Origin of the sequence: Enterococcus sp. AZ104 (genome assembly GCF_050546705.1) — a bacterium.
GTDB classification, from domain to species: Bacteria; Bacillota; Bacilli; order Lactobacillales; family Enterococcaceae; genus Enterococcus; species Enterococcus faecalis.
Genome location: NZ_CP172952.1, coordinates 1,824,291 through 1,845,496 on the forward strand (window position 1 = coordinate 1,824,291; position 21,206 = coordinate 1,845,496).

Genomic DNA, 21,206 nt, shown 5'->3' on the forward strand with positions numbered 1-21,206 from the left:
AAAACGGTATTGTTTAAGGAGGAAATTTCATGAAATTAATGAAAGAGTTTATTAAAGAAAATAAATGGATTGTTCTTGCGACAACTTTAACCATCTGTTTGCAAATCGCAGGAACCCTTGGCGTCCCTAAATTAGTTGGCAAGTTGATTGATGTGGGCATCGTTAGCGGTGACCAACAAGTAATTAAAACGATTGGCATACAAATGTTTCTTGTGGCATTCATTGGAACAATTGCCGCAATTATTTCTAGCTATTTGTCTGCTTTAGTAGCTGCTAAATTTGGTTTTCAAGTTAGAGGATTGTTCTTTAAAAAATTTCAACAATTCTCGATGAAAAATGTTGATAAATTTGGTTCAAATTCTTTGCTAACTAGAATGACCAACGATGTAGATAATGTTCAAACAATGATTGTGCTATTTTGCCAATTAATCTTTCCAGCGCCTATTATTAGTTTATTTGCCTTAGTGATGACATTTTCTTATTCAGTTTCACTCGCTTGGGTAACATTGGCTTCCATCGTATTTTACTTAGTCGTTGTTTATTTTTTAATGAAAAAAGGTACCCCTTTATCTTTAAAAATTCAACCAAAAATGGATCGAATTACTACGACTTTACGAGAGTTCTTTACTGGAATTAATATGATTCGTGCGTTCAATAATCAAGATTTTGAAGAGCAGCGAACCAATCAAACATTTAAAAATTATGCTGAACGCATGAGCAAAGTGAATCGAATCTTTGCTTGGATTACTCCCGTTGCCTTTTTATTAATGGGCGTTGTGTATGCCTCTATTTTGTGGTTTGGCGGTAATTTAGTGGCGGTAGGCACCCTACAAATTGGCACCGTTACAGCTGTGATTGAATATACGCTTCTAACTTTGGCCTACTTAATGATCGCGGCTATGGTATTAGTTGTCATTCCACGGTCCGTTGCTTCCTTGAATCGCTTGCAAGAAGTTTTGTCAGAAGAAATTGAAATTAGCGATCCTCACACTGAAGCAACCATTGCTTATCATCCTGAGAAAGCCTTGATTTGCTTCGATCACGTCACGTTTCAATACACAGAAACAGCTGATCCTGTTTTAGAAAATGTTAGTTTTGTCATCCCTAAAGGAAAAACAACGGCGATTGTTGGGGCAACTGGCGCTGGTAAAAGTACTTTAGTTAAGTTACTTTTACGAATAAATGAGGTCACAGCCGGCACGATTAGCTATTCTGGCACAGATATCCGCTCATTATCTCAGCAAACGATTCGTAAAGTCATCAGTTATGTGCCACAAAAAGCCTTTCTTTTCAGTGGGACAATCTTATCAAACTTATTAATGGGAAATGCCAAAGCAACTACAGAAGAAATAAGAACGGCACTAGAAATTTCACAATCTTCTGAATTTATCGATTCCTTACCACAAGGGATTGAAAGTTTCGTAGCACAAGGCGGGTCCAACTATTCTGGTGGTCAAAAACAAAGAATGTGTATTGCACGAGCCTTAATCAAACCGGCAGACGTTTATATTTTCGATGATAGCTTTTCCGCATTAGATTACAAAACTGACGCTGCTCTACGTGCCGCTTTACATGCACAAATGTCGGACAAAACTTTACTCATTGTTGCTCAACGGTTAAGTACAATCATGAACGCTGACAATATTATCGTCCTAGATGAAGGAAGGATTGTTGGTCAAGGCACCCACGCTGATTTACTTACCACTAATAGCTATTACCAAGACTTTGCTAAATCGCAAGGTATCTTACCCAAGTAATTAAAGAAAGGATGTGACTGCTTGAAAGAAAGTTTTCTTTTCAAGCCATACAATGAAAAAAACAATGAATCTTCAAAGCTTTAAACGTTTCTGGAAAATGATTAAACCTGAACATCCAATCTTTTATGGTCTAATGATCTGCAGTTTAATTGGAAACTTATTAATTGTTGCCATGACCTATATTATGGCAATCGGGATTGATAACCTCTTAGAAGCTATCAAGCGTGTCGGACTCAAAGGTATGACACTTCCTTTAGTTGAAGAAGCGCTCTTAGGTCCCGTCTTACTTTTAATTCTCTTTTCAATCATTAGTAGTATCACTTCTTTTATTCAGGAACGAGCAATGGCTTCTTTAAGCGAACGGGTTACTTTAAGAATTAGAAAAGAAGTGACAAAAAAGTTTAAAACTTTACCAATGGCCTTCTTTGACAATCACCAAGTGGGCGATATCATTAGTCGTTCAACAACTGGCTTAAACCAATTGTCACAAGTTCTTTTAACAGGCATCAACCAATTTTTCACTTCCGTCGTGACTATCCTTTTTGCAGGAATTATGTTGTTCTATATTGATGCAAAATTAACCATTTTAGTGTTGCTGCTAATTGGCGGCAGTACTTTCATGACGACAAAAATCGCGAATAAAAACAAGGTGTTTGCTGATCAAAGTCAAGCTGAATTAGGTCAATTAAATAATAAGATGGAAGAATATTTAGCAGGAAATTTGGTCACAAAGACCTTTAATCAACAGCAAAATGCTGAAAAAACAATTGCTGCTGTTAATCAACAACATTATCGTGCCTTTAAAAAAGCACAGTTTCTAAATTTTGCGATTTATCCAGCAATTCGTTTTATTAATCAGTTGGCTTTTATTATTAGTGCTATCTTAGGCGCAATGCTCGTTTTATCTGGTGGTATTACGATTGGTTTCTTGCAAGCGTATTTGCAATATATCAACCAAATTTCTGAGCCGATTTCTACCGCTTCTTATGTCATTAACTCAATTCAAGCAGCGATGGCTTCCATTGATCGGATTTTTGTTATCTTAGATGAAGCTGATGAACAGCCAGAAGCAACTCATTTAGAAACTATTTCTTCTCCTAAAGGAGCCATTGAATTTAAAAATGTTCAATTTGGCTACACACCAGAAAAAATTTTAATGAAGAATGTTGATTTTTCTGTTCAACCGAAAAAAACAGTGGCCATTGTAGGACCCACCGGCGCTGGTAAAACAACATTAGTCAACTTATTAATGCGTTTCTATGAAATAAATCAAGGTGCCATTACTTTTGATGGGATTGATATTACGAAACTTTCTCGACAAAATCTAAGAAATTTATTTGGCATGGTTTTACAAAACACTTGGCTATTTGAAGGAACCGTAGCAGATAATATTGCCTATGGAAAAAAAGATGCTTCTCGTGAAGAAATAATTGAAGCAGCTAAAATTGCTCAATGTGATCATTTTATTCGGACCCTTCCTCAAGGATATGACACAATTATTTCTAGCGAAAATGGTGCATTATCACAAGGGCAACAACAGTTATTAACCATCGCCCGAATCATTTTAGCAAATCCGCCCGTTGTTATTCTCGATGAAGCAACTTCGAGTGTGGACACACGAACAGAAGCCCATATTCAAAAAGCGATGGAAACTGTCACAGAAAATCGAACAAGCTTCGTTATCGCTCATCGATTATCCACGATTGAAAATGCTGATTTAATTTTAGTGATGAAAAATGGCGATATTATTGAAAAAGGAACGCATCAGGAACTATTACAAGCTCCGACTCTTTACGCCAGCTTATATAATAGTCAATTTCAAACCACTTAAAAAGAACTGGAACAAGTCATTCTTCTTTTGACTCGTTCCAGTTCTTTTATTGCTTAGAAATATTGAATTCCCATTGCTTTTTTGACTTCTGTTAAGGTTTGTGCTGCCACTTTTTCAGCAGCAAGACTTCCTTTATGCAACATTTCCATAATCGCTTCTGGATTTTTAGCCAGCTCTTCACGACGTCGACGAATCGGTGCGAGTTCTTCTTCTAAGACATCAATTAAGTAACGTTTAATTTTCACATCTCCTAAACCGCCATGACGATAGTGCTCTTTTAATTCTTCAATATATTCTTTCTCTTTCCCAAAGACATCCAAGTAAGTAAAGACCATATTTCCTTCAACTTGTCCTGGGTCCTCTATACGAATATGATTTGGATCGGTATACATACTCATTACTTTTTTCTGTACCACTTCAGCTGGATCTGAAAGATAGATACCATTGCCTAAAGACTTACTCATTTTTCCGTTGCCATCAATTCCTGGCAAGCGTCCCATGCCTTTTGGTGGTAACACAGCTTCCGGTCTAACTAAAACTTCACCGTACGTCTGATTAAAACTATGCACAATTTCTTGCGCTTGTTCCAACATTGGTTTTTGGTCTTCCCCAACTGGGACTAAGTTCGCTTGAAAGGCAGTAATATCAGCAGCTTGTGAAACGGGATAAATAAAGAATCCTGTCGGAACACCTTCCCCAAATTTTTTTTGCTCAATTTCTGCTTTGACCGTTGGATTCCGACGAACACGTGACGTGGTCACTAAATTTAGATAGTACATTGTTAATTCAGCTAACTGTGGAATTTGCGATTGGATAAAAATTGTTGTTTTCGTAGGGTCTAAACCAACTGCTAAATAGTCCAAAGCAACTTCTAAAACATTGGCTGAAACTTTTTCGGGATTTTTTGCATTATCTGTCAATGCTTGTAAATCTGCAATCATGACAAATAATTGATTTGTAGGGTCTGCTTGCATTTCTACTCGTTTTTTTAAGGAACCTACGTAATGTCCTAGGTGCAATTTACCAGTTGGACGATCACCTGTTAAGATAGTATTCATTGTCTACACACCTTTATCGTTTACTTTCATTTATTATTTTACCTTGTTTTAAAAAGAATGAATAGTAGGCAATAGAATATTTATTGATTCTAGATAATCGAAGAGACTAGAAAGATTGCAAGGTACAGCAATTCTTGTTCCAGTCTCTTCAAACAGTTCGTTTATTTTGTGACTTTAATTGAAAATTGTGCAGTCACTACCGGTAAAACTTTGCTTGTTACTTTGATTTGATAATTTCCTGCAGCAGTCGTTGCTTCTGTCCTAATCAGACCGTTTTCATCTACACTTACTGTATTGCCAGCATCTGGTGTAACCAACTCATACGTTACTTGCGAGCTCCAAGCATCCGTTTCTGTGTGCGGCGCTTGACCAATCACTTTAGATTGAATTTGATAATTTTCGCCTGATTTTATAGTGGCTGTTTCTGTAGCAAATTGAATTCTTTCAGGAATCGCATGAGTTTGCACGACTTGGAAAATTTTTCGTTCATCAGGATTCGCAATTCCTATTTTTTCTTCTACTGCAGCAGGGAACTGGTAAGTACCTGGCGGGCTACTTGGCGAATAATTACTAACATCGTCATCCCAAGAAATAACCTTCAATTTCGTTTCGCTACCATCATCTAATTTTGCAATTACTTCAGTTGGCAAATTCAGTTCGCCTCGCGAGGTGCCTGTTAATCGATCCAGCGTAGGCAATTCCTTGAATCCAACAATATGTTTAGCGGTGACTTTTACATTGGCAATAATTGGCATTGAGACACCTGCTGCTCGTCCTACAACAGTGAATGTTCCTTCTTTTTGATAAGAAGATGCTGGAATTTCTGACCAATTGACAGTCACTTCTCGTTGTGAACCATCCGAATAAAAAATAGTTGTTTTTTCTGGTAGATTAGGGGCTTGACCCGCTTCTGTCGTGACCTCAATCGACTCATGTTTGACTTCGAAAACATTCGATAAAACAATTTTAGGAGCTAAACTATCCTCTGCTAGCTGTTGACCAGTTGGCAAGGTCAATTTGCCTGTTAAAAAGTCTTGATAGGCCTTTTGTGCGCCTTCTTTTGAAAAAGCATCAAACCCAGCATTATCAGAATCATAACCAGGCAAACGACTGTCTGTAATCGCTAATAAGAAACTTAACTTGGCTGGAATTTTCTCACCACTTTGAATTAGCTTCCGTAGATAGTTACTAATATCAATAGAGATTGTATTTTGATTATTCATAATTGAGCTATTTGTAAAAGATTGTCGAGCAATAAATTCTTCATTTGGTACATTTAAATTATTTGGACCATTGTTCCAAGTAATGGTGTTACTCATCCAATTAGTATCTGTTCCATAAACATCTACTTGGAACTGCGTATTTTTCAAACGTTCATCAGTTGTATTTCCAGCACCATTCCACGCATCATAACGCATCACATTTAGTTCTAAATTGGCACTTTTTAGTGATTGATAGTTCTTCAATTCTTGTGTATCAATTTCAACGTAAATCCGGCGATTATACCCCGCAGAACTAGCATTTTTTAATTTTAATGCGTAATTGCCCGTATAGTTTACTCCATAAGGATATTTATAGGCGTCTCCTGAACTAATGGCAGCGGTACCGCCTGCTATAGCAGAGTATGCTCGGTTACCATCACTCTTTTGAACATAGGCAGTTTGAGCTATTTTTAGTTTAACGGTGTCTTTTCCTTCACCAAGTTCACCCTCAAAAGAGACCTTGGCTGTTACTTTGACAGCATCTATCGGTAAGCCGATAACTGTTGCTGCAACTTCAACTGTGCCTGCTGTATTAATTTTTTCTTGAGGGATTGCTTCCCATTGTAACTTAAATTCTTTTTTGCCTGTCGCAACCACTTCTTCATTAACGACTTCTTCGTACGTTAATTCAACTTGCTCTGGCAAATTAGGATACACACCTGTTGCCGAACTAATTTCTAACACTTGATTTTGATAACGAATACTTTTTTCAATTGTGGATGCTTGTTGTGCACCAATATCTAAAACTTTATTTTTCAAGCTATTTCCAAAGAAGTCTTCGGCCGCACTGTTCACTTCCGACAAGCCTTTACCAATCGCTGGAGAGGTTTCTTTTAATTGGAACATTTGTGCTCGCTGACGTAAGCGTTCTTTGGAAGTAAATTCAACCACATTATCTTTTGTTGGTTTCAATGTCGTAAATTCTTGCTCTGCCAACTCTTTCACTTTTTCAGGGTTATCTGTGATTTCTAATTGTGGTTTTTCAAAAATGTTTCCACTTGATACTAATTTTTCAACAGTTGCACCACTTTTTTCTGTAGCAATTTCTTTTGGCCAAATAACATTATTTTTGAAATATTTTTCTGGATTATCGACCATTTTACGTTCAATTGGTTGTGTCCCATTTGTTGGATAATTAGATAAGAATTTTAATTGTCCGGTACCTTCTTTGTATAAAATATTATTGTAAAAATTGGCTACTGTACCACTGTTGTCAGAACTATTTCCTTCACCAAATAATGATGTTGAAATGCCGTCGCCAACATAAATCGTATTATTGTGGATAGTTGGCATTGCCGCTCCATCATTTTTCACCCAATAATGGAAAATACTTTGTTCTTTATAATTGTAGCCACCAGCTCCGCCTGGATTGTCTTTACCTGTTCCTCGGTTACCACCGCCGTCATTAGCTGAGATATTGTACCGAATAACCGAATTTTTTTGATCAGACATAAGCAATAAAAAGCCGCCAGTATTATGATGTGAATAGTTATATTGATAAATAACATTGTTTGACTGCATGTCCACATCATAAGCTTCGGCATCGTTAAATCCATATTTGATTCCGTATACTTCGTTATATTGGAACAGTCCGTCATCTACAGACATTGCCCAAACGCCCGCGTAATTTTGTGTACCATAATCGGCATTGCACATTCGGACAGCAACATTTCCTTCGACGACTCCGCCACTTTTGGCTTCTGACAAGACAATCCCGTCGCCAGCAATATCTTCTAAATAGTTATTACGAATCGTAATATTAGAAAACGTTTTGTAGAAAGTGTTGCCTCTTGAGGTATCTGAATCAGCTTTTGTTCGAATTCCTTCAAGTCCCACTCGTTGAATCACATTATTTTCAATCAAAATATCATTAAATCCAGTCGTTGTTCGATGATCATTGGCTGCCGTTACTACATTGCCATTCTCATCAAACCAACTTCCTAAAACAATAATTCCACCTACCGCTTTTAATCGTTTGGTTGCAGTATTCCCACTTAGATTCAAATAATATTCTGTTTGAACATCATGAACATAGTTATTCCTTATCGTGACACTATTGAACGTTCGATTTTGTTCATATCCTAGTACTAATATCCCCGCTCTTTGAGCATCTCCTGGTTTCTTATAGCCTTCGAGATTATCTAGCTCTGGTGTATTTGTCACTTCTAAATTTGAAATATCCCAATATTCTTGGTTCACTAACTGCACGGCCCCTGAGATTGCACGTTTGAAAGTCCCTGTGCTGTAGGTGCCACCACCGTTAATAATCGGACGCCGTGTTGTTTCAAAAATGGTTTCTCCTTTGTCATTCGTATCATAAAAATCAATGACAATCTTTTGTGCCGCTGTCCCATTCCCTTTTGGATGCAACAATTGGTTATTCCAGGTACTTTGCGCATTCAGCAAAAGATGGTCGCCTGGCTGAAACTCCGTCTGATTCACTTTTTCAAAATCACGCCAAGCACTGGCTGGAGACTGCCCATCATTGGCATTATTTCCTCCTTCCCCATCCACATAGTAGGTCGTTCCATTTTGAGCGACACCTACTGAACGAAAAAGTAACGGTTGATCACTCACTGTTTCCCCATAAGCAGGAAGACTAAATAATTGAAGCTGGGAAAAAACAAGCAAAATAGAAAGGAAGATGGTTACACTTTTAAAATACGCTTTTTTTCTCATTTTCTGCTCCTTAACTGTTTTTATTTTGATAATTTTGAAAAAACTTTTCTCTGTCTTTCTCCAACAAGTCTACTTTGGTTGCTTGTTGATACGTAGCTAATTTCTCTTTGTAACATGTGTTGATATAGGCATTTTTGCCAAATTGTGGTGCTTCTTCAAACTGTAAAAGTTGCCCTCCTTCCTTATTAAAAATATAAAAGTATTGGTTTTCGTGGTATCCTTTCACCACGGTACCAACAGCTTTTTCACTAAGAATCTCCCCAACAGACAACGAATAAATATCCTCTTTTTGGATTTCTGCACTCTTCAATTGATACGATTCAATAACAAGATTAGGTAATTTATTTTGCCACTCCAATAACGTCTCCTCATAAGATAGATTCGGAGAGATTGCTTCGGCTATTTTTTCTAATTCTGCTTGCTTACCTGAAAAAGTTGGAATTTCAATTGCTTCAACAAAGTAATCGGTCTTTTTATATTTATCATCCAATTGCTCAAAGGCCTGCCGCAATTCTTTTTGCGTTGGCTTTTCTTTCTCCATTAATTTCTCTTTTATTTGGTCCTGTAATTGTTGATCTTTTGCATCTAAAAATTGCCAGAGCGTTAAACTGCTCTTTTGGTCTTGCCATTCTTTTTTTTCTTGCCCAAATGTTTGTGAGTGGGCTATTTCTAACTCCGTCGCCAGCTGTTTAATCATTTTATGTTGTACTAAATCCTTCGTTGCAACCTTCAGTAGTTCCTGAGTGGGTGATTTTCCGTTATACGTTTTGCGCCAGAAATTTTTCCCAAACGAAGTTAAATTATTCTGATCAGAGAATTGCTTCGCTACACGATTCATATTTTTATCGCCATAAACAATTAATTCTTCGACTTGGATTGCTTCGTTATTAATCATACTTTGCTGGCTGGTAGTAAAAATAACGAGCACAAAAATAGCACCTATCAAAAAGCTACTTAAAATAATTATTTTTTTCTTCATTCGTTCGCTCCCTCCACTTTAATAAACAAGGCAAGAACAAAATAAGCAACCCCACCTTCATTCATTTTCCTGAAAATCGAGATTACTTATTATGTAAAAATTATTTATTCTTTTTTTGCTTTTCATGCAATTTCCCAGTATTTAAATAAATAATCCCTAGGAAAAGGACAGGGGTTACAACAAACCCAAACTGTGGCTTCAAAAACATCATTGCAAACATTGAGAATAGTAAAAAAACATTTAGACAGCTGACATACCATTTCCGCAGTCCATAGTAAACAGAAATCCGAAACACATCTTTAAAAGAAGCTTGCGGGTTTCGTACTTGAAAATACCAAGCATTCAGCATAATAGCTAACCCAAAAATTAGCAGAAGGACCATCAATGGAATAAACCATTTACCAATCGTTGTTTTGGCAAAAAAGAATATATCTGTCACACTGATGATGCTACTTCCTAAGCCTAGCAAGCTGATAAGAAAGCCTCTTAACCCAAACTGACGAAACTTTTGGAAAAAAGTTTTAAATGGATCCAACTCCTTTTCTTCTTTAAAAGTATCGATTAAGCCTAAAAGTGCAATCATCCCTGCCCCCATCGGCAGCAACGTTACTACAAAAAGTGGGAGGTTTCGTGGATCAAGGTCTAAGCTAATCACCGCTATAAAAAAAGGAATGTTCACTAAGAGAAGCCCTAGATTACCGATAAATAAAATGTAAAGCCAGCGAAAAATTTTCATATAGATATTATTATCAAAGGTTTGCTTAGTAAACATTCAAACTTCCTCCTAATTCTTCATTCCAGATGTAGCAATACCTTCAACAAAGTATTTTTGCATTGCTAAAAAGACAATCCCTACTGGTAAAATAGAAACCACTGATGCGGCCATGATTAAGGCATATTCAGCATCAAATAAACCGACGAACATTTTCAAACCTAACTGAATCGTTTTATTCTCAGTAGAAGATAAATAAATGAAAGGTCCCATATAGTCATTCCATGTATTCACAAAAGTAATAATCGTGAGACTGGCTAAAGCTGGTTTGGTTAATGGTAAAATAATTTTCCAATAAATTCCCCACTCACTTAACCCATCAATCCGCGCACTTTCACATAGTGAATCTGGAATACTACTGTAATATTGTTTCAGTAAAAAGACTCCAAATGCATTAAATGCTTGTAATAAAACAAGTGACCATAACGTGTCAGTCAAACCTAATTGACGCATCATAATAAATTGTGGAATCATATACGATTGCCAAGGAATAGCAATTGTTGCGATGTACGTAATAAAAAGTGTATCTCTTCCTCTAAAATTCATTTTTGAAAAGCCATATGCTGCAAAGCTTGAAGTAAATAGTTGAATAATCGTAATCATAATACTTAAAAATAACGTATTTTTAAAGAAAGTTAACAACGGAATGCGTTCCCAAATAACGGAATAGTTTTCTGGATGCCAACTTTTAGGAATCCATTGAATTGGAATGGTGAAAACTTCATTGTTTGTTTTAAATGATGCTGAAACCATCCAAATGAAAGGCACCAAAGTAATTAACGCAAGTAAAGTTAAGAGAATGATTACAAGGATCCCACCAGGTGTGACTTTTTCTGCTTTTTTCGTTTTTGCTTTTCGAGTATTTTCTTTTTTTGAAAAAGTTGCTTCCATCTTTTCTCCTCCTAAACTTTCTCTTGATGTTGATTCCATTTAAATTGAGCCACAGTAATCGCTAGAACGATGATGAATAAGACCATCGCAATGGCTGATGCATAACCAAAATTAAATTTGACAAAGGCTTCATTGTAAATTTCGTAAACTAACACATTCGTTGCACGTCCTGGTCCACCACCAGTCATAACTTGAACTAAGTCAAACACTTTGAAACAGTTAATTACAAGCATGATAGTCACGAAAAAGGTCGTTGGTCGTAGTGAAGGTAAGGTAACATTTAAAAATTGATTCCATTTACCCGCGCCATCCATTGACGCTGCTTCATATAATTCTCTTGGCACACTTTGTAAACCAGCTAAATACAAAATCATATAATACCCCATAAAGCGCCACACACTAACGATGATAATTGCTGGTAAAGCCCAAGTAGAACTAGATGTCCAGCCAGGAGGATTTTCAATAAATAATTTCAAAAATTGATTAATTGGTCCCATTGTTGGATGAAATAGCATATTCCAAACGACCGCAATCGCAACTAATGACGTTACATAAGGAAAGAAAAAAGCCGTTCTAAAAAATTTCATCCCTCTAATTTTACGATTCAACAAAATCGCTAGTCCTAATGAGCAAATCAATGTTAACGGAACAACACCAATCGTATAGATAAACGTTTGTTTTAACGAAATCCAAAACGTATCATCATGAATCATTTTGGTGAAATTTTTCATTCCGACAAATTCAGGGGTTGAAAAAGAATCCCAACTCATAAAAGCTAAAATCAGTGAACAGATAACCGGGATTAAAGTGAAGAGGAAAAAGCCAATAAAGTTTGGTGCGATAAAAGATAACGCAGTCCACGTATTTTTTCGTCTCAATTTATTTGCTGTTTTTGTTTTTGAAGTAATTTCCATAATTGTATTCTGTTAAGTGAACTTAACAGGCCCTCCTTCCAAACTCAAGCTACATTCTTTATTTAAAAAAATAAGCTGAAATTCATTGTAGGTTACTCATTTCAGCTTATTTTTTTCATCAATCTTTTGTGTTTTTGCAGAAAATAATAATTAGTCTATCTCTGCTTTGACACGTTTTTCCATGTTAGCAATACCATCTTTTGGTTTTTCGTCGCCAACCATAATTAAATCATGTTCTTCTTGTAATACTTTATCAATTGCGGCACCGTTTTTATCAGATGGGAATTCTAAATTAATTGTATCTGGGTTAAAGGCTTTTTGTGAGACTTCGTCTGAAGGCATTCCTTTTCTTGCAAAGTAGATTTTATCAATTTCATCTGTTTTATAAGAAGGAACCACCCCTACTTCTGCTAAAAGTTTTGCACCTTCTTTACCTGAAGCAAAGTCTAAGAATTTTTGAGCAGCTTTTTGTTTTTTACTGTTTTTATTAATTGCAAAACTTGTCGGTGAGCCAAAGGTAGTTGCTTTGCCTTTTTCTTGTTGTGGTATTTCGGCAATCCCCCATTCGACATTTGTTTTGCCATCATCAATGTTTGTTAATAAAGTCCCCATGTACCAGCTACCCATGTACATCATCGCCGCTTTTGAATTTTCAAATTGTGATTGATACGTTACTTTTGTTGATTTTGCTGTTCCAAAATCCATTTGTGATTGATCTTTTTGCATTCTCAATGCGCGATCATAATAAGTTTCCATATAATTGTATTTTGGTTCAATCAAATTGGCATTGTTTTGAGCAGCAGCAATCGCTTGAACGGTTGAACGCCAAGTATGTTGATAGGCACCATATACTTGTTCTTCTGGTTTAGATAATTTTTTCGCTAACGCTTCATATTCATCCCAAGTTAAGTTATCGGGATAGGCAATTCCGGCTTCATCAAACATTTTTTTATTGTAATACAATACCCAGAAATCTGTACGGTAAGGCTGAGCATAGGTTTTACCATCGATTTCATACATCTCGTAACTTGCTTTGGCAGGTTCGATATCTAAATCTTTAACGTGATCGGTTAAATCCACCAATTGATTGCGTAGCGCGTAATTAGAATATGAAAGTAAGTTTTTCATGGTTAAAATATCCGTCGTATCTCCTGATGAAAGCATCGTTGTTACTTTTGTGTCATAATCATCTGAAGCAATGTCCACCGGTTCAATAGTGATATCAGGATTTTCCGCTTCAAAAGCTCTGAATAATTTCTCAAATTCTGGAGTCGTGTCATAATTCCAAGTAGTTACTGTTAATTTTGTTTTGCCATCTTCACTCTTTTCAGTTGCTTTCTTTTCACTTGAACCACCACATGCTGTTAAAGTTACTGCCGCCACTGCTAACAACGCTGCCGCTGTTAAGCCTTTTTTCCAAAATTTCATTTGTACTACCTCCGCTATTTATTATTTTTTAGGAGTTTTCCTCCATGAATTACCAAAAAGAATACCAGCTTTTCGCTAAACGAGTTAACGCTTCCAAATAAAAGTAGTCGCCCCAAATCATGCATTCATCGACTCCTGTATTTGTTTTTTTATCATAGACACCATGAAGCAATAGGCCGTTCGACTCTGGTTGTAAAACCGTTGTATACTTTTCCGCTAATGCTTGTAATAGTTCTAGCGCAACCTTTTCATAATAGCCATGTTTTTCATCATTTAATGGAAGCTGACGAGATAATTCTAGTAAGCCACATGCGGCAATTGCAGCAGATGAGCTATCACGTTCTTCTTCACTCCCTTCATTGAAAATTAAATCCCAGTAACAGATTTTGTCCTCTGGTAATTCTTGAATAAAGTAATCAGCAACATTTTTTGCTGTTTCCAGAAAACTACTATCTCCTGTATATAAATAACTTAACGTAAAGCCGTAAATTCCCCAGGCTTGGCCGCGAGCCCAACAAGAATCATCTGAGTATCCTTGCTGTGTCTTTCCGTACAAGGCTTCGCCTGTTTCCGTATCAAAATAATACGTATGGAACGTAGTGTGATTTTCTCGCACAATATATTTTTGTGTTTGTTTCGCATGATTGTAGGCAGCTTCATAATACTCTTGCTTGCCAGTCATTTTTGCTGCAAAGTATAATAATGGTAAGTTCATTAAACAATCAATAATCATTCTACCTCGTTGCTCTGGATCGTCTAAATTCCCCCAAGCTTGAATAATCTTGGCTTTTGGTGAATAACGTTTCATTAATAAGTCCGCAGCTTGCAAGGCCATTTCTTTTGAGGCCTCATGACCATTGACTTGATAATCAGCAATGGCTGTTAAAATATACAAAAAGCCTATATCATGTGTTTCCAGCTCAATTTGTTCATCCAAGCGATGTTGAAAAGAAGCCATCTGTGTGGCAATCACCTCATCGAACTCTGTTGAATTTGTTAATTCCTTTGCTAAAAATAACATTCCTGGCCAAAAGCTGGCCGTCCAGTCAATATTTTCTTCAGGATAATAAATTTGATTTAAACTTGCCGCGGGTGGAACTAATTCTTTAAATGTCTCTAAATTTCCTCTAACTTTGTTTAAAGCAAAACTGATTTGCTTCGGCAACCACTCAATCTGTCCATTTTCTGTCATTGTGTATTTCTCCCCCTAATTCCCCAAAATTACAACTTTTTCTTCAACTAAAAGCTGATTTTCTTTTAACCTAACTTTAACTGGCTCAATTTGTTCATTCGGTAGTACGCCTGTCACCAATGAAATTAAAAGATGTTTCCCTTTCGACAAGTTTGCTTTCAAATATGGCAACTCCGTTAACGGATAAAGTAAATTTGTATTCGGTTCTGTTCGAATAATCGCAGCTTCAGAAAAGCCGTTGATATTTTCTACTTTTGACACACCTTTTGCATTTTTTACCTCAGCCATTTGATCAGAAACACAAGTGACCTTTTCATCGAAGAGCGGGATTGAGAAGCCACCTTCATAAGCCACTAATGCACGTTGTGTCTCAATTTCGTGGATCCGTAAATGTTGGCCTTCTAATGGTACAATTGTCGTTTTGATTGCTACATCGGACCAAGGATGCCATTGATGAATGATACGATCATCAAGAATTTCGTACTGATCATCTAATCCTTTCGTGCGGAAATAGTGGTCGTCTTCAGCTAAAGCCAAGCAATTATCATAAGCACCTTCGTAATACCAATAATCACTCTTTATAGTACTGAAACCAAAATGGGAAGAATAAACAAATTTACTATATTTATCATGCGCATGAGCTTGATAATTAATAAATTGTCCCGCTGGAAACATTAAACCATGTGTCCCTGCATCATTTACTTGATAGTAGTTCCGACTTTCTGGTGAAGGTAAGTGTTTTTCTGGAAAGCTAATAGGCTGTGTTTCTGCTTGCCAATAAGGATGATCTTTTGGAACCGCTAACAAAATGAATGTTTTAAAGGCCCAATAAGGTGAACCAGGACCATTATAGCCTTCGGCAAAGACCATATTTTGATAATCATAACCTACCGACAATAATCCATCTGTTGTAAAAATATCTTTGTTCATCCATTGATGAAGATGTCGGCTGATTAGACCTTTGATCTCACCCCACGGCAATGCTTCAACATCTGCAAAAACTAAAGCACTAAAAAATGACACTTGAGCAAAACGATATGTTAAGCTACGTCCAAAGGGAATCGCTTCTCCTGGCTGAGTAAACCAATATTTAAACTCTTGCGCGAACAAAGTTGCTCGTTCCTTCATAATAGCCACTCTTGCGGTATCTTCCGGGGCAAAACGACAATACAATAAACTATAATAATGAATAGCAAAAGAAACATAATAATCAACTTGTGTCTCGACTCCGTCATAATACCAACCATTACCGACATAAAAACGATCAATTACAGCCAAATCAACAGCAATCTGTTCTTTTGAATACGGCATTTCACAATGTTTCATCGTTAAATTCAGCAACACTCTAAAGAAATGCCAATTATTTGGCGGAATAATGTTTTCATTGGCTTGTATCAGCCAACTGTGTAAATTGTTTTGCTGTTCTTTTGTTAATTGGTCCCACGTTTTTTCTTTGTTTAACAAAAGAAATGTACTTAATGCTGCCATCTCAACAATCAATTGATCATAATCTTTTGTTTTTCCCCAATAAGATGAACTCTCAGGATCGGTTCCTTCGATAATTCCCGTTAGAAAGTCATTCAAATACTCACTTTCATTTTGCGTTACATAAGGACCTAGTCCCCATAATGGTCGTAAAAATGCCTCCGCATCACGTGTCCCTTTAGAATAAACCGTTCCGTGTGTCCCTAAATCCAGATGACCTTGATACTCTCGATCAAAAAACAATTCCAGTGGCGCTAATAAATCTTCAAATCCTTCTGCAACTTCTTCGTATGTTTCAAAAGGATTCTGTCTAATTCGTGGCTGAATCATGATTCTCCTCACTTTCAATTAATGTCCCTTTCAAAAAGCCGTAATATTCTCCGTAAACTGTCACTTCGTCACCAATCTTCAATTTTTTCTTTTGCTCATTAAAAACTTGATATTTACTAGAACCACTTTTCAAAATAAAACGATCACCTTTTTTTATTAAACTGGAACGACTGTCACTCTCAACAATCTCCCCTTTCAAAGAAATATATTCATTTAAACGAACGTCACCATTTTGTAATTCTGTTTCTGAATAAGACTGTGCCGTTTCCTTTAGATTTTGAAGAGATTCTTCATCAAATTCTTTTTCACCGGATTTACAACCTGTTAAAGCAAGTAAAATTAGTAAAAAAAATGAAAATCTTTTCACTAAACCACCTTCTCCATCGAATTAAAGCGCTTTCTTTGACTTTATAGTATATTTTTTTAGTCAAAAAATCAATAGTTTTTGCTAAAAAAAAGTAAAAAAAGCTTTTTCTTGCTTTTTTTTACTAAAAAGAAATATACTATATGCTATAATAGTACTTGAGAAGGAGGCATTTAGAATGGCAACTATCACAGATATCGCAAAAGTCGCGAATGTTTCAATTTCAACTGTATCGCGAGTTCTGAACTATGATCCAAACTTATCCGTTACAGAGGAAACCAAGCGAAAAATTTTTGAAGCAGCAGAAACCCTGAATTATACGAAATATAAAACTAAAAATAAAAACAAACAGCAGGAGCAACTGACACCTAACCTTTCCGTACAAACAGCTCCGCAAGAGCCTTCGATTGCCGTCGTTCAGTGGCGTTCAGATGACGAAGAACTAACGGATATTTACTATATGTCGATTCGTTTAGGCGCTGAAAAGCGGGCCGAAGAGTTAGGTTACAATATTCTAAAAGTTTCTCAATTGGAACAACATAACCTTCAAGGGATTGATGGCATTTTGGCAATTGGCAAATTCACCCAAAAGACGTTACAAGAGTTGCAGCAACTGCATCCAAACCTTTGTGTAATTGGCAGTAATTTTCCACTGGAAGAATTTGATTCTGTAAATACTGATTTTTATCAAGCAACCGAGATTGCCTTAACCCATCTTTTGGAATTGGGTCACGAAAAAATTGCCTTTATTGGTGCCGAAGAAAGCGAAAACATGTATGGTTTCCGTCGCTATAAAACGCCGACAACCAATGCTTATCTTGACATTATGCAGCATTATCACTTGTTTAACGAAGATTATTTTATCTTAAAAGAAAATGGGATGTTGGATGTCAAAACGGGGGAACAATTGACAGAAGAAGCGTTAGAGAAATGGGGAAATGATTTACCTACTGCGATTCTTGCTTATAATGACGCCTTTGCAATCGGTGTGATACATACGTTAGCCGCACACGGTATAAAGGTTCCTGAAGAAATTAGTGTCATGGGGATCAATGATATCTCTATTTCTCAATATGTCTCACCACCGCTATCCTCTGTCCATGCCTTTACTGAAGAAATGGGCGAGACAGGCATTAATTTATTGCACAAACGAATTCAAATGCCTAGCATTCCTCGTAGAGTCCTGTTAAACACAGAATTGGTTGTCCGCCAATCAACAACTAGCCCACGCCAGAAATAAAAAATAAGGACCGCTCCTATAAAGGAACCGTCCTTATTTTTTATTTGTTTTGACCAAATAATTCAATTTGTGTTAATGCTGGAAATGGTGATGGTTCATCTGCTTGAATTAACTCTGTTAGTATCACCCACTCCGCTGCCCGTTTCGCAAAGGTAAAGCTCTGGCGTTGCTCAGTCTTAACAGTTTTAAAGACCTCATGTGTACCGTCGGAAAATTTTAAAGTCACTTGTTGCCAATAATTATCATGAGGAAAGTCCGCTCGTAATGTTAAGATCACTTTATCCAACAAGACTTCACGCCCAAATTCAATTTTTAATGCGGCATCTAATTGCTGATTAATCCCCCATGATTGATAAGGATACGGCCCATGATAAAGATTAGCGAAGGTACCGTCAATCGCATTGCAAGCAAAAAAAGTGGCATCATTTCGCGTTTCCACGTTGGCAGATGCATGAGGATACGCACCAGTAAAATGTTGTAAATCATGCGGATTTAACGCCCAATTACGATAACTCTTAATTTCTTCTTTAGTGGCAATACGCACACTTATATAAGGTTTCTTGGTTTCAAAACGATACGCTGCTCGCGCTTCGATAGCGTTTTCATTTTTTATGATTGGAAACGTCCATTTTTGTTCTGGAACATAAATTAAACTGCTATCAAGCGTAGCATCTAACTTCACCATTAAATAAGTATTGGGCGTATCTAAACAAACTTGAATCACATCGCCGTCTTGTAATTGACAATCCCAAGCAGCTAAACAAACAAAATCTTTTCCTGTAATAGTTAACTCTTTCAAAGAATCTGAATCATCTATCTTAGCTTTTCTAACTTCTTGTTCTTGATTTAAAATCGATAATGAAATACACGTCATATGCTTCCCTCCTAGTTTTACCTTTATTATATATTATTTTAGTAAATTAATCTATTTTTTACTAAAATAACGACTAATTAAAGCATAAATGTTTAGATCAAAAAAATAAAAAGGATTTTCTTAAAAGTCTTCTTTTGTTCAAACTGATTATCTTTAAGATTTAAAAAGTGGGACATAAGTTGAGCCGACCCCCAAAAGTTAGATTTCTAGGTCTAACTTTTTGGAGTCGGCTCAAGTCGAAATGACTAATGTCCCACTTTCAATAAAAAAAGAATAAATTTATGATTTTTTCTGATCATCTTCATCCATCTTCAGAACCGCCATAAAGGCTTCTTGAGGAACTTCCACGGATCCAATTTGTTTCATCCGTTTCTTCCCTTCTTTTTGTTTCTCTAACAATTTACGTTTACGAGAAACATCGCCACCATAGCATTTAGCCAGTACGTTTTTGCGTAAGGCTTTAATATCTGAACGAGCCACAATTTTTTGACCAATCGCCGCTTGAACTGGGACTTCAAACTGTTGACGTGGAATTAGTTTTTTCAGTTTCTCAACAATCGCTTTACCACGCTCAAATGCGAAATCTCGGTGAACAATAAAGCTTAAAGCATCCACTTTTTCAGCATTTAATAGAATATCCATTTTTACTAGACGGCTGGTACGATAGCCAGCCATTTCGTAATCTAAGGATGCATAGCCTTTTGTACTTGATTTCAATTTATCGAAAAAGTCAAACACGATTTCAGATAACGGAATTTCATAAACTACGTTTACACGATAATCGTCTAAGTAATCCATTGTAATGAATTCGCCACGTTTACGTTGTGATAATTCCATTACTGCTCCTACATAATCGTTTGGCACCATGATTTGCGCTTTAACATAAGGTTCTTCCACAGATTCAATCGTTACTGGTTCTGGAAATTCAGCTGGGTTGTCAACAACAACGGTTGTTCCGTCAGTTTTATTAACGTGATAGATTACGGACGGTGCTGTTGTAATTAACTCTAAATTAAATTCTCGTTCCAAACGTTCCTGAACAACATCCATGTGCAGCAAACCTAAGAAACCACAACGGAAACCAAACCCTAAAGCTTGCGATGTTTCTGGTTCAAATTGTAACGCCGCATCATTTAATTGTAATTTTTCTAATGCTTCCCGTAAATCATTGTAGCGCGACGTATCAATTGGATATAAGCCACAATAAACCATTGGATTCATTTTGCGATAGCCTGGTAGTGCTTCTGCTGCTGGATTGTCGGCCAAAGTCACTGTATCCCCGACCCGTGTATCTTGAACCGTTTTAATGCTAGCGGTGATATAGCCCACATCACCAACCATTAAATAATCACGAGCGATTGGTTTCGGTGAAAAAACGCCGACTTCTGTTACATCAAACGTTTTACCGTTACTCATCATTTGGATTTTATCCCCAGGACGAACGACACCGTCAATTACACGGATGTTTAAAACGACCCCCCGATAACTATCGTAAATAGAGTCAAAAATCAAAGCCTTTAAAGGAGCCTCAATATCGCCTGATGGAGCTGGTACATACTCCACCACTTGTTCTAAAATATCTTCAATCCCAATCCCTGCTTTTGCACTTGCTAAAACAGCTTCCGATGCATCAATTCCAATTACGTCTTCAATCTCTGTCCGAACACGCTCTGGATCAGCGGCGGGTAAATCAATTTTATTAATAACAGGTAAAATTTCTAAGTCATTATCCAATGCCAAATAGACATTTGCTAGCGTTTGCGCTTCAATTCCTTGCGCCGCATCAACAACTAGAACAGCCCCTTCACAAGCTGCCAAGCTACGAGAAACTTCATAGGTGAAATCGACGTGCCCTGGTGTGTCAATCAAATGGAAAGTATAGGTTTCACCATCTTTGGCTGTATAGTTTAATTCAATTGCGTTTAATTTGATGGTAATGCCGCGTTCTCTCTCTAAATCCATTGAATCAAGTAATTGATCTTGCATTTCTCGACTGCTAACTGTATTTGTTTTTTCCAAAATCCGGTCGGCTAAAGTTGACTTCCCATGGTCAATGTGGGCAATGATCGAGAAATTACGAATTTTCTCTTGTCTTGCTTTCATTTCTTTATTGTTCATTTTTTGCCTCATTTCTTTTAAGAAAAGCTAGC

Annotated in this window: 15 protein-coding genes; 3 read left to right on the top strand and 12 right to left on the bottom strand. The window is 36.8% G+C overall.

Going from position 1 to position 21,206, the window contains the following annotated elements:
• Positions 1 to 29 precede the first annotated feature (29 nt).
• Together IGJ37_RS08770 and IGJ37_RS08775 are read left to right on the top strand one after the other, a co-directional pair.
• Positions 30 to 1,757, top strand: coding sequence for an ABC transporter ATP-binding protein (locus tag IGJ37_RS08770; RefSeq protein WP_002370396.1), 1,728 nt, complete (start codon positions 30 to 32; stop codon positions 1,755 to 1,757).
• 52 nt (positions 1,758 to 1,809) lie between these two features.
• The gene (locus tag IGJ37_RS08775) at positions 1,810 to 3,588 is read left to right on the top strand and encodes an ABC transporter ATP-binding protein (RefSeq protein ID WP_002388273.1); all 1,779 of its coding nucleotides are present in this window, start codon (positions 1,810 to 1,812) and stop codon (positions 3,586 to 3,588) included.
• Between the two features lie 53 nt (positions 3,589 to 3,641).
• On the opposite strand, the gene trpS is transcribed toward IGJ37_RS08775, so the two are convergent.
• From trpS to IGJ37_RS08825, 10 genes are all read right to left on the bottom strand, one after another.
• Positions 3,642 to 4,646: a tryptophan--tRNA ligase gene (gene trpS / locus IGJ37_RS08780; RefSeq protein ID WP_002356846.1), complete on the bottom strand. Its 1,005-nt coding sequence runs from the start codon at positions 4,644 to 4,646 to the stop codon at positions 3,642 to 3,644.
• A 161-nt stretch (positions 4,647 to 4,807) separates the two neighbouring features.
• Positions 4,808 to 8,587 carry an Ig-like domain-containing protein gene (locus IGJ37_RS08785; RefSeq protein WP_325814875.1) on the bottom strand — a complete coding sequence of 1,260 codons (3,780 nt, stop codon included), beginning with the start codon at positions 8,585 to 8,587 and terminating at the stop codon, positions 4,808 to 4,810.
• Between the two features lie 10 nt (positions 8,588 to 8,597).
• Complete coding sequence (locus tag IGJ37_RS08790; protein WP_174121139.1) at positions 8,598 to 9,566, bottom strand: hypothetical protein; 969 nt, start codon at positions 9,564 to 9,566, stop codon at positions 8,598 to 8,600.
• Between the two features lie 100 nt (positions 9,567 to 9,666).
• Entirely contained in the window at positions 9,667 to 10,338 is a 672-nt protein-coding gene (locus IGJ37_RS08795; RefSeq protein ID WP_325814876.1) for a DUF624 domain-containing protein, read from the bottom strand.
• Positions 10,339 to 10,350: 12 nt separating this feature from the next.
• Positions 10,351 to 11,268 (bottom strand): carbohydrate ABC transporter permease, encoded by a 918-nt coding sequence (locus IGJ37_RS08800; RefSeq protein WP_325814877.1) that lies wholly within the window; start codon positions 11,266 to 11,268, stop codon positions 10,351 to 10,353.
• Positions 11,241 to 12,143, bottom strand: coding sequence for a carbohydrate ABC transporter permease (locus tag IGJ37_RS08805; protein ID WP_002356840.1), 903 nt, complete (start codon positions 12,141 to 12,143; stop codon positions 11,241 to 11,243). The genes IGJ37_RS08800 and IGJ37_RS08805 overlap by 28 nt, the downstream gene beginning before the upstream one ends.
• Before the next feature lie 150 nt (positions 12,144 to 12,293).
• Entirely contained in the window at positions 12,294 to 13,571 is a 1,278-nt protein-coding gene (locus tag IGJ37_RS08810; RefSeq protein WP_002359868.1) for an ABC transporter substrate-binding protein, read from the bottom strand.
• Between the two features lie 49 nt (positions 13,572 to 13,620).
• Positions 13,621 to 14,763 carry a glycoside hydrolase family 88 protein gene (locus IGJ37_RS08815; protein ID WP_002359867.1) on the bottom strand — a complete coding sequence of 381 codons (1,143 nt, stop codon included), beginning with the start codon at positions 14,761 to 14,763 and terminating at the stop codon, positions 13,621 to 13,623.
• A 15-nt stretch (positions 14,764 to 14,778) separates the two neighbouring features.
• Entirely contained in the window at positions 14,779 to 16,578 is a 1,800-nt protein-coding gene (locus tag IGJ37_RS08820) for a DUF2264 domain-containing protein (RefSeq protein ID WP_174121138.1), read from the bottom strand.
• Positions 16,559 to 16,945: a membrane lipoprotein lipid attachment site-containing protein gene (locus IGJ37_RS08825; protein ID WP_002359865.1), complete on the bottom strand. Its 387-nt coding sequence runs from the start codon at positions 16,943 to 16,945 to the stop codon at positions 16,559 to 16,561. The genes IGJ37_RS08820 and IGJ37_RS08825 overlap by 20 nt, the downstream gene beginning before the upstream one ends.
• A 175-nt stretch (positions 16,946 to 17,120) precedes the next feature.
• Here IGJ37_RS08825 and IGJ37_RS08830 point away from each other — a divergent pair, with 175 nt between their 5' ends.
• The gene (locus tag IGJ37_RS08830; RefSeq protein ID WP_002356832.1) at positions 17,121 to 18,182 is read left to right on the top strand and encodes a LacI family DNA-binding transcriptional regulator; all 1,062 of its coding nucleotides are present in this window, start codon (positions 17,121 to 17,123) and stop codon (positions 18,180 to 18,182) included.
• A 40-nt stretch (positions 18,183 to 18,222) separates the two neighbouring features.
• Here the strand turns inward: IGJ37_RS08830 and IGJ37_RS08835 are convergent, their stop codons facing one another.
• Both IGJ37_RS08835 and lepA read right to left on the bottom strand, forming a co-directional pair.
• Entirely contained in the window at positions 18,223 to 19,056 is an 834-nt protein-coding gene (locus IGJ37_RS08835; RefSeq protein WP_325814878.1) for a hypothetical protein, read from the bottom strand.
• A 279-nt stretch (positions 19,057 to 19,335) separates the two neighbouring features.
• The gene (gene lepA / locus IGJ37_RS08840; protein WP_002362887.1) at positions 19,336 to 21,174 is read right to left on the bottom strand and encodes a translation elongation factor 4; all 1,839 of its coding nucleotides are present in this window, start codon (positions 21,172 to 21,174) and stop codon (positions 19,336 to 19,338) included.
• Positions 21,175 to 21,206: the final 32 nt, after the last annotated feature.

Coding starts and splice junctions, on each gene's coding strand:
- trpS (WP_002356846.1), bottom strand. CDS start 4,646: ATGAATACTATCTTAACAGGTGATCGTCCAACTGGTAAATTGCACCTA.
- IGJ37_RS08835 (WP_325814878.1), bottom strand. CDS start 19,056: ATGACGTGTATTTCATTATCGATTTTAAATCAAGAACAAGAAGTTAGA.
- IGJ37_RS08810 (WP_002359868.1), bottom strand. CDS start 13,571: ATGAAATTTTGGAAAAAAGGCTTAACAGCGGCAGCGTTGTTAGCAGTG.
- IGJ37_RS08820 (WP_174121138.1), bottom strand. CDS start 16,578: ATGATTCAGCCACGAATTAGACAGAATCCTTTTGAAACATACGAAGAA.
- IGJ37_RS08830 (WP_002356832.1), top strand. CDS start 17,121: ATGGCAACTATCACAGATATCGCAAAAGTCGCGAATGTTTCAATTTCA.
- lepA (WP_002362887.1), bottom strand. CDS start 21,174: ATGAACAATAAAGAAATGAAAGCAAGACAAGAGAAAATTCGTAATTTC.
- IGJ37_RS08785 (WP_325814875.1), bottom strand. CDS start 8,587: ATGAGAAAAAAAGCGTATTTTAAAAGTGTAACCATCTTCCTTTCTATT.
- IGJ37_RS08805 (WP_002356840.1), bottom strand. CDS start 12,143: ATGGAAATTACTTCAAAAACAAAAACAGCAAATAAATTGAGACGAAAA.
- IGJ37_RS08770 (WP_002370396.1), top strand. CDS start 30: ATGAAATTAATGAAAGAGTTTATTAAAGAAAATAAATGGATTGTTCTT.
- IGJ37_RS08815 (WP_002359867.1), bottom strand. CDS start 14,763: ATGACAGAAAATGGACAGATTGAGTGGTTGCCGAAGCAAATCAGTTTT.
- IGJ37_RS08775 (WP_002388273.1), top strand. CDS start 1,810: ATGAAAAAAACAATGAATCTTCAAAGCTTTAAACGTTTCTGGAAAATG.
- IGJ37_RS08800 (WP_325814877.1), bottom strand. CDS start 11,268: ATGGAATCAACATCAAGAGAAAGTTTAGGAGGAGAAAAGATGGAAGCA.
- IGJ37_RS08790 (WP_174121139.1), bottom strand. CDS start 9,566: ATGAAGAAAAAAATAATTATTTTAAGTAGCTTTTTGATAGGTGCTATT.
- IGJ37_RS08795 (WP_325814876.1), bottom strand. CDS start 10,338: ATGTTTACTAAGCAAACCTTTGATAATAATATCTATATGAAAATTTTT.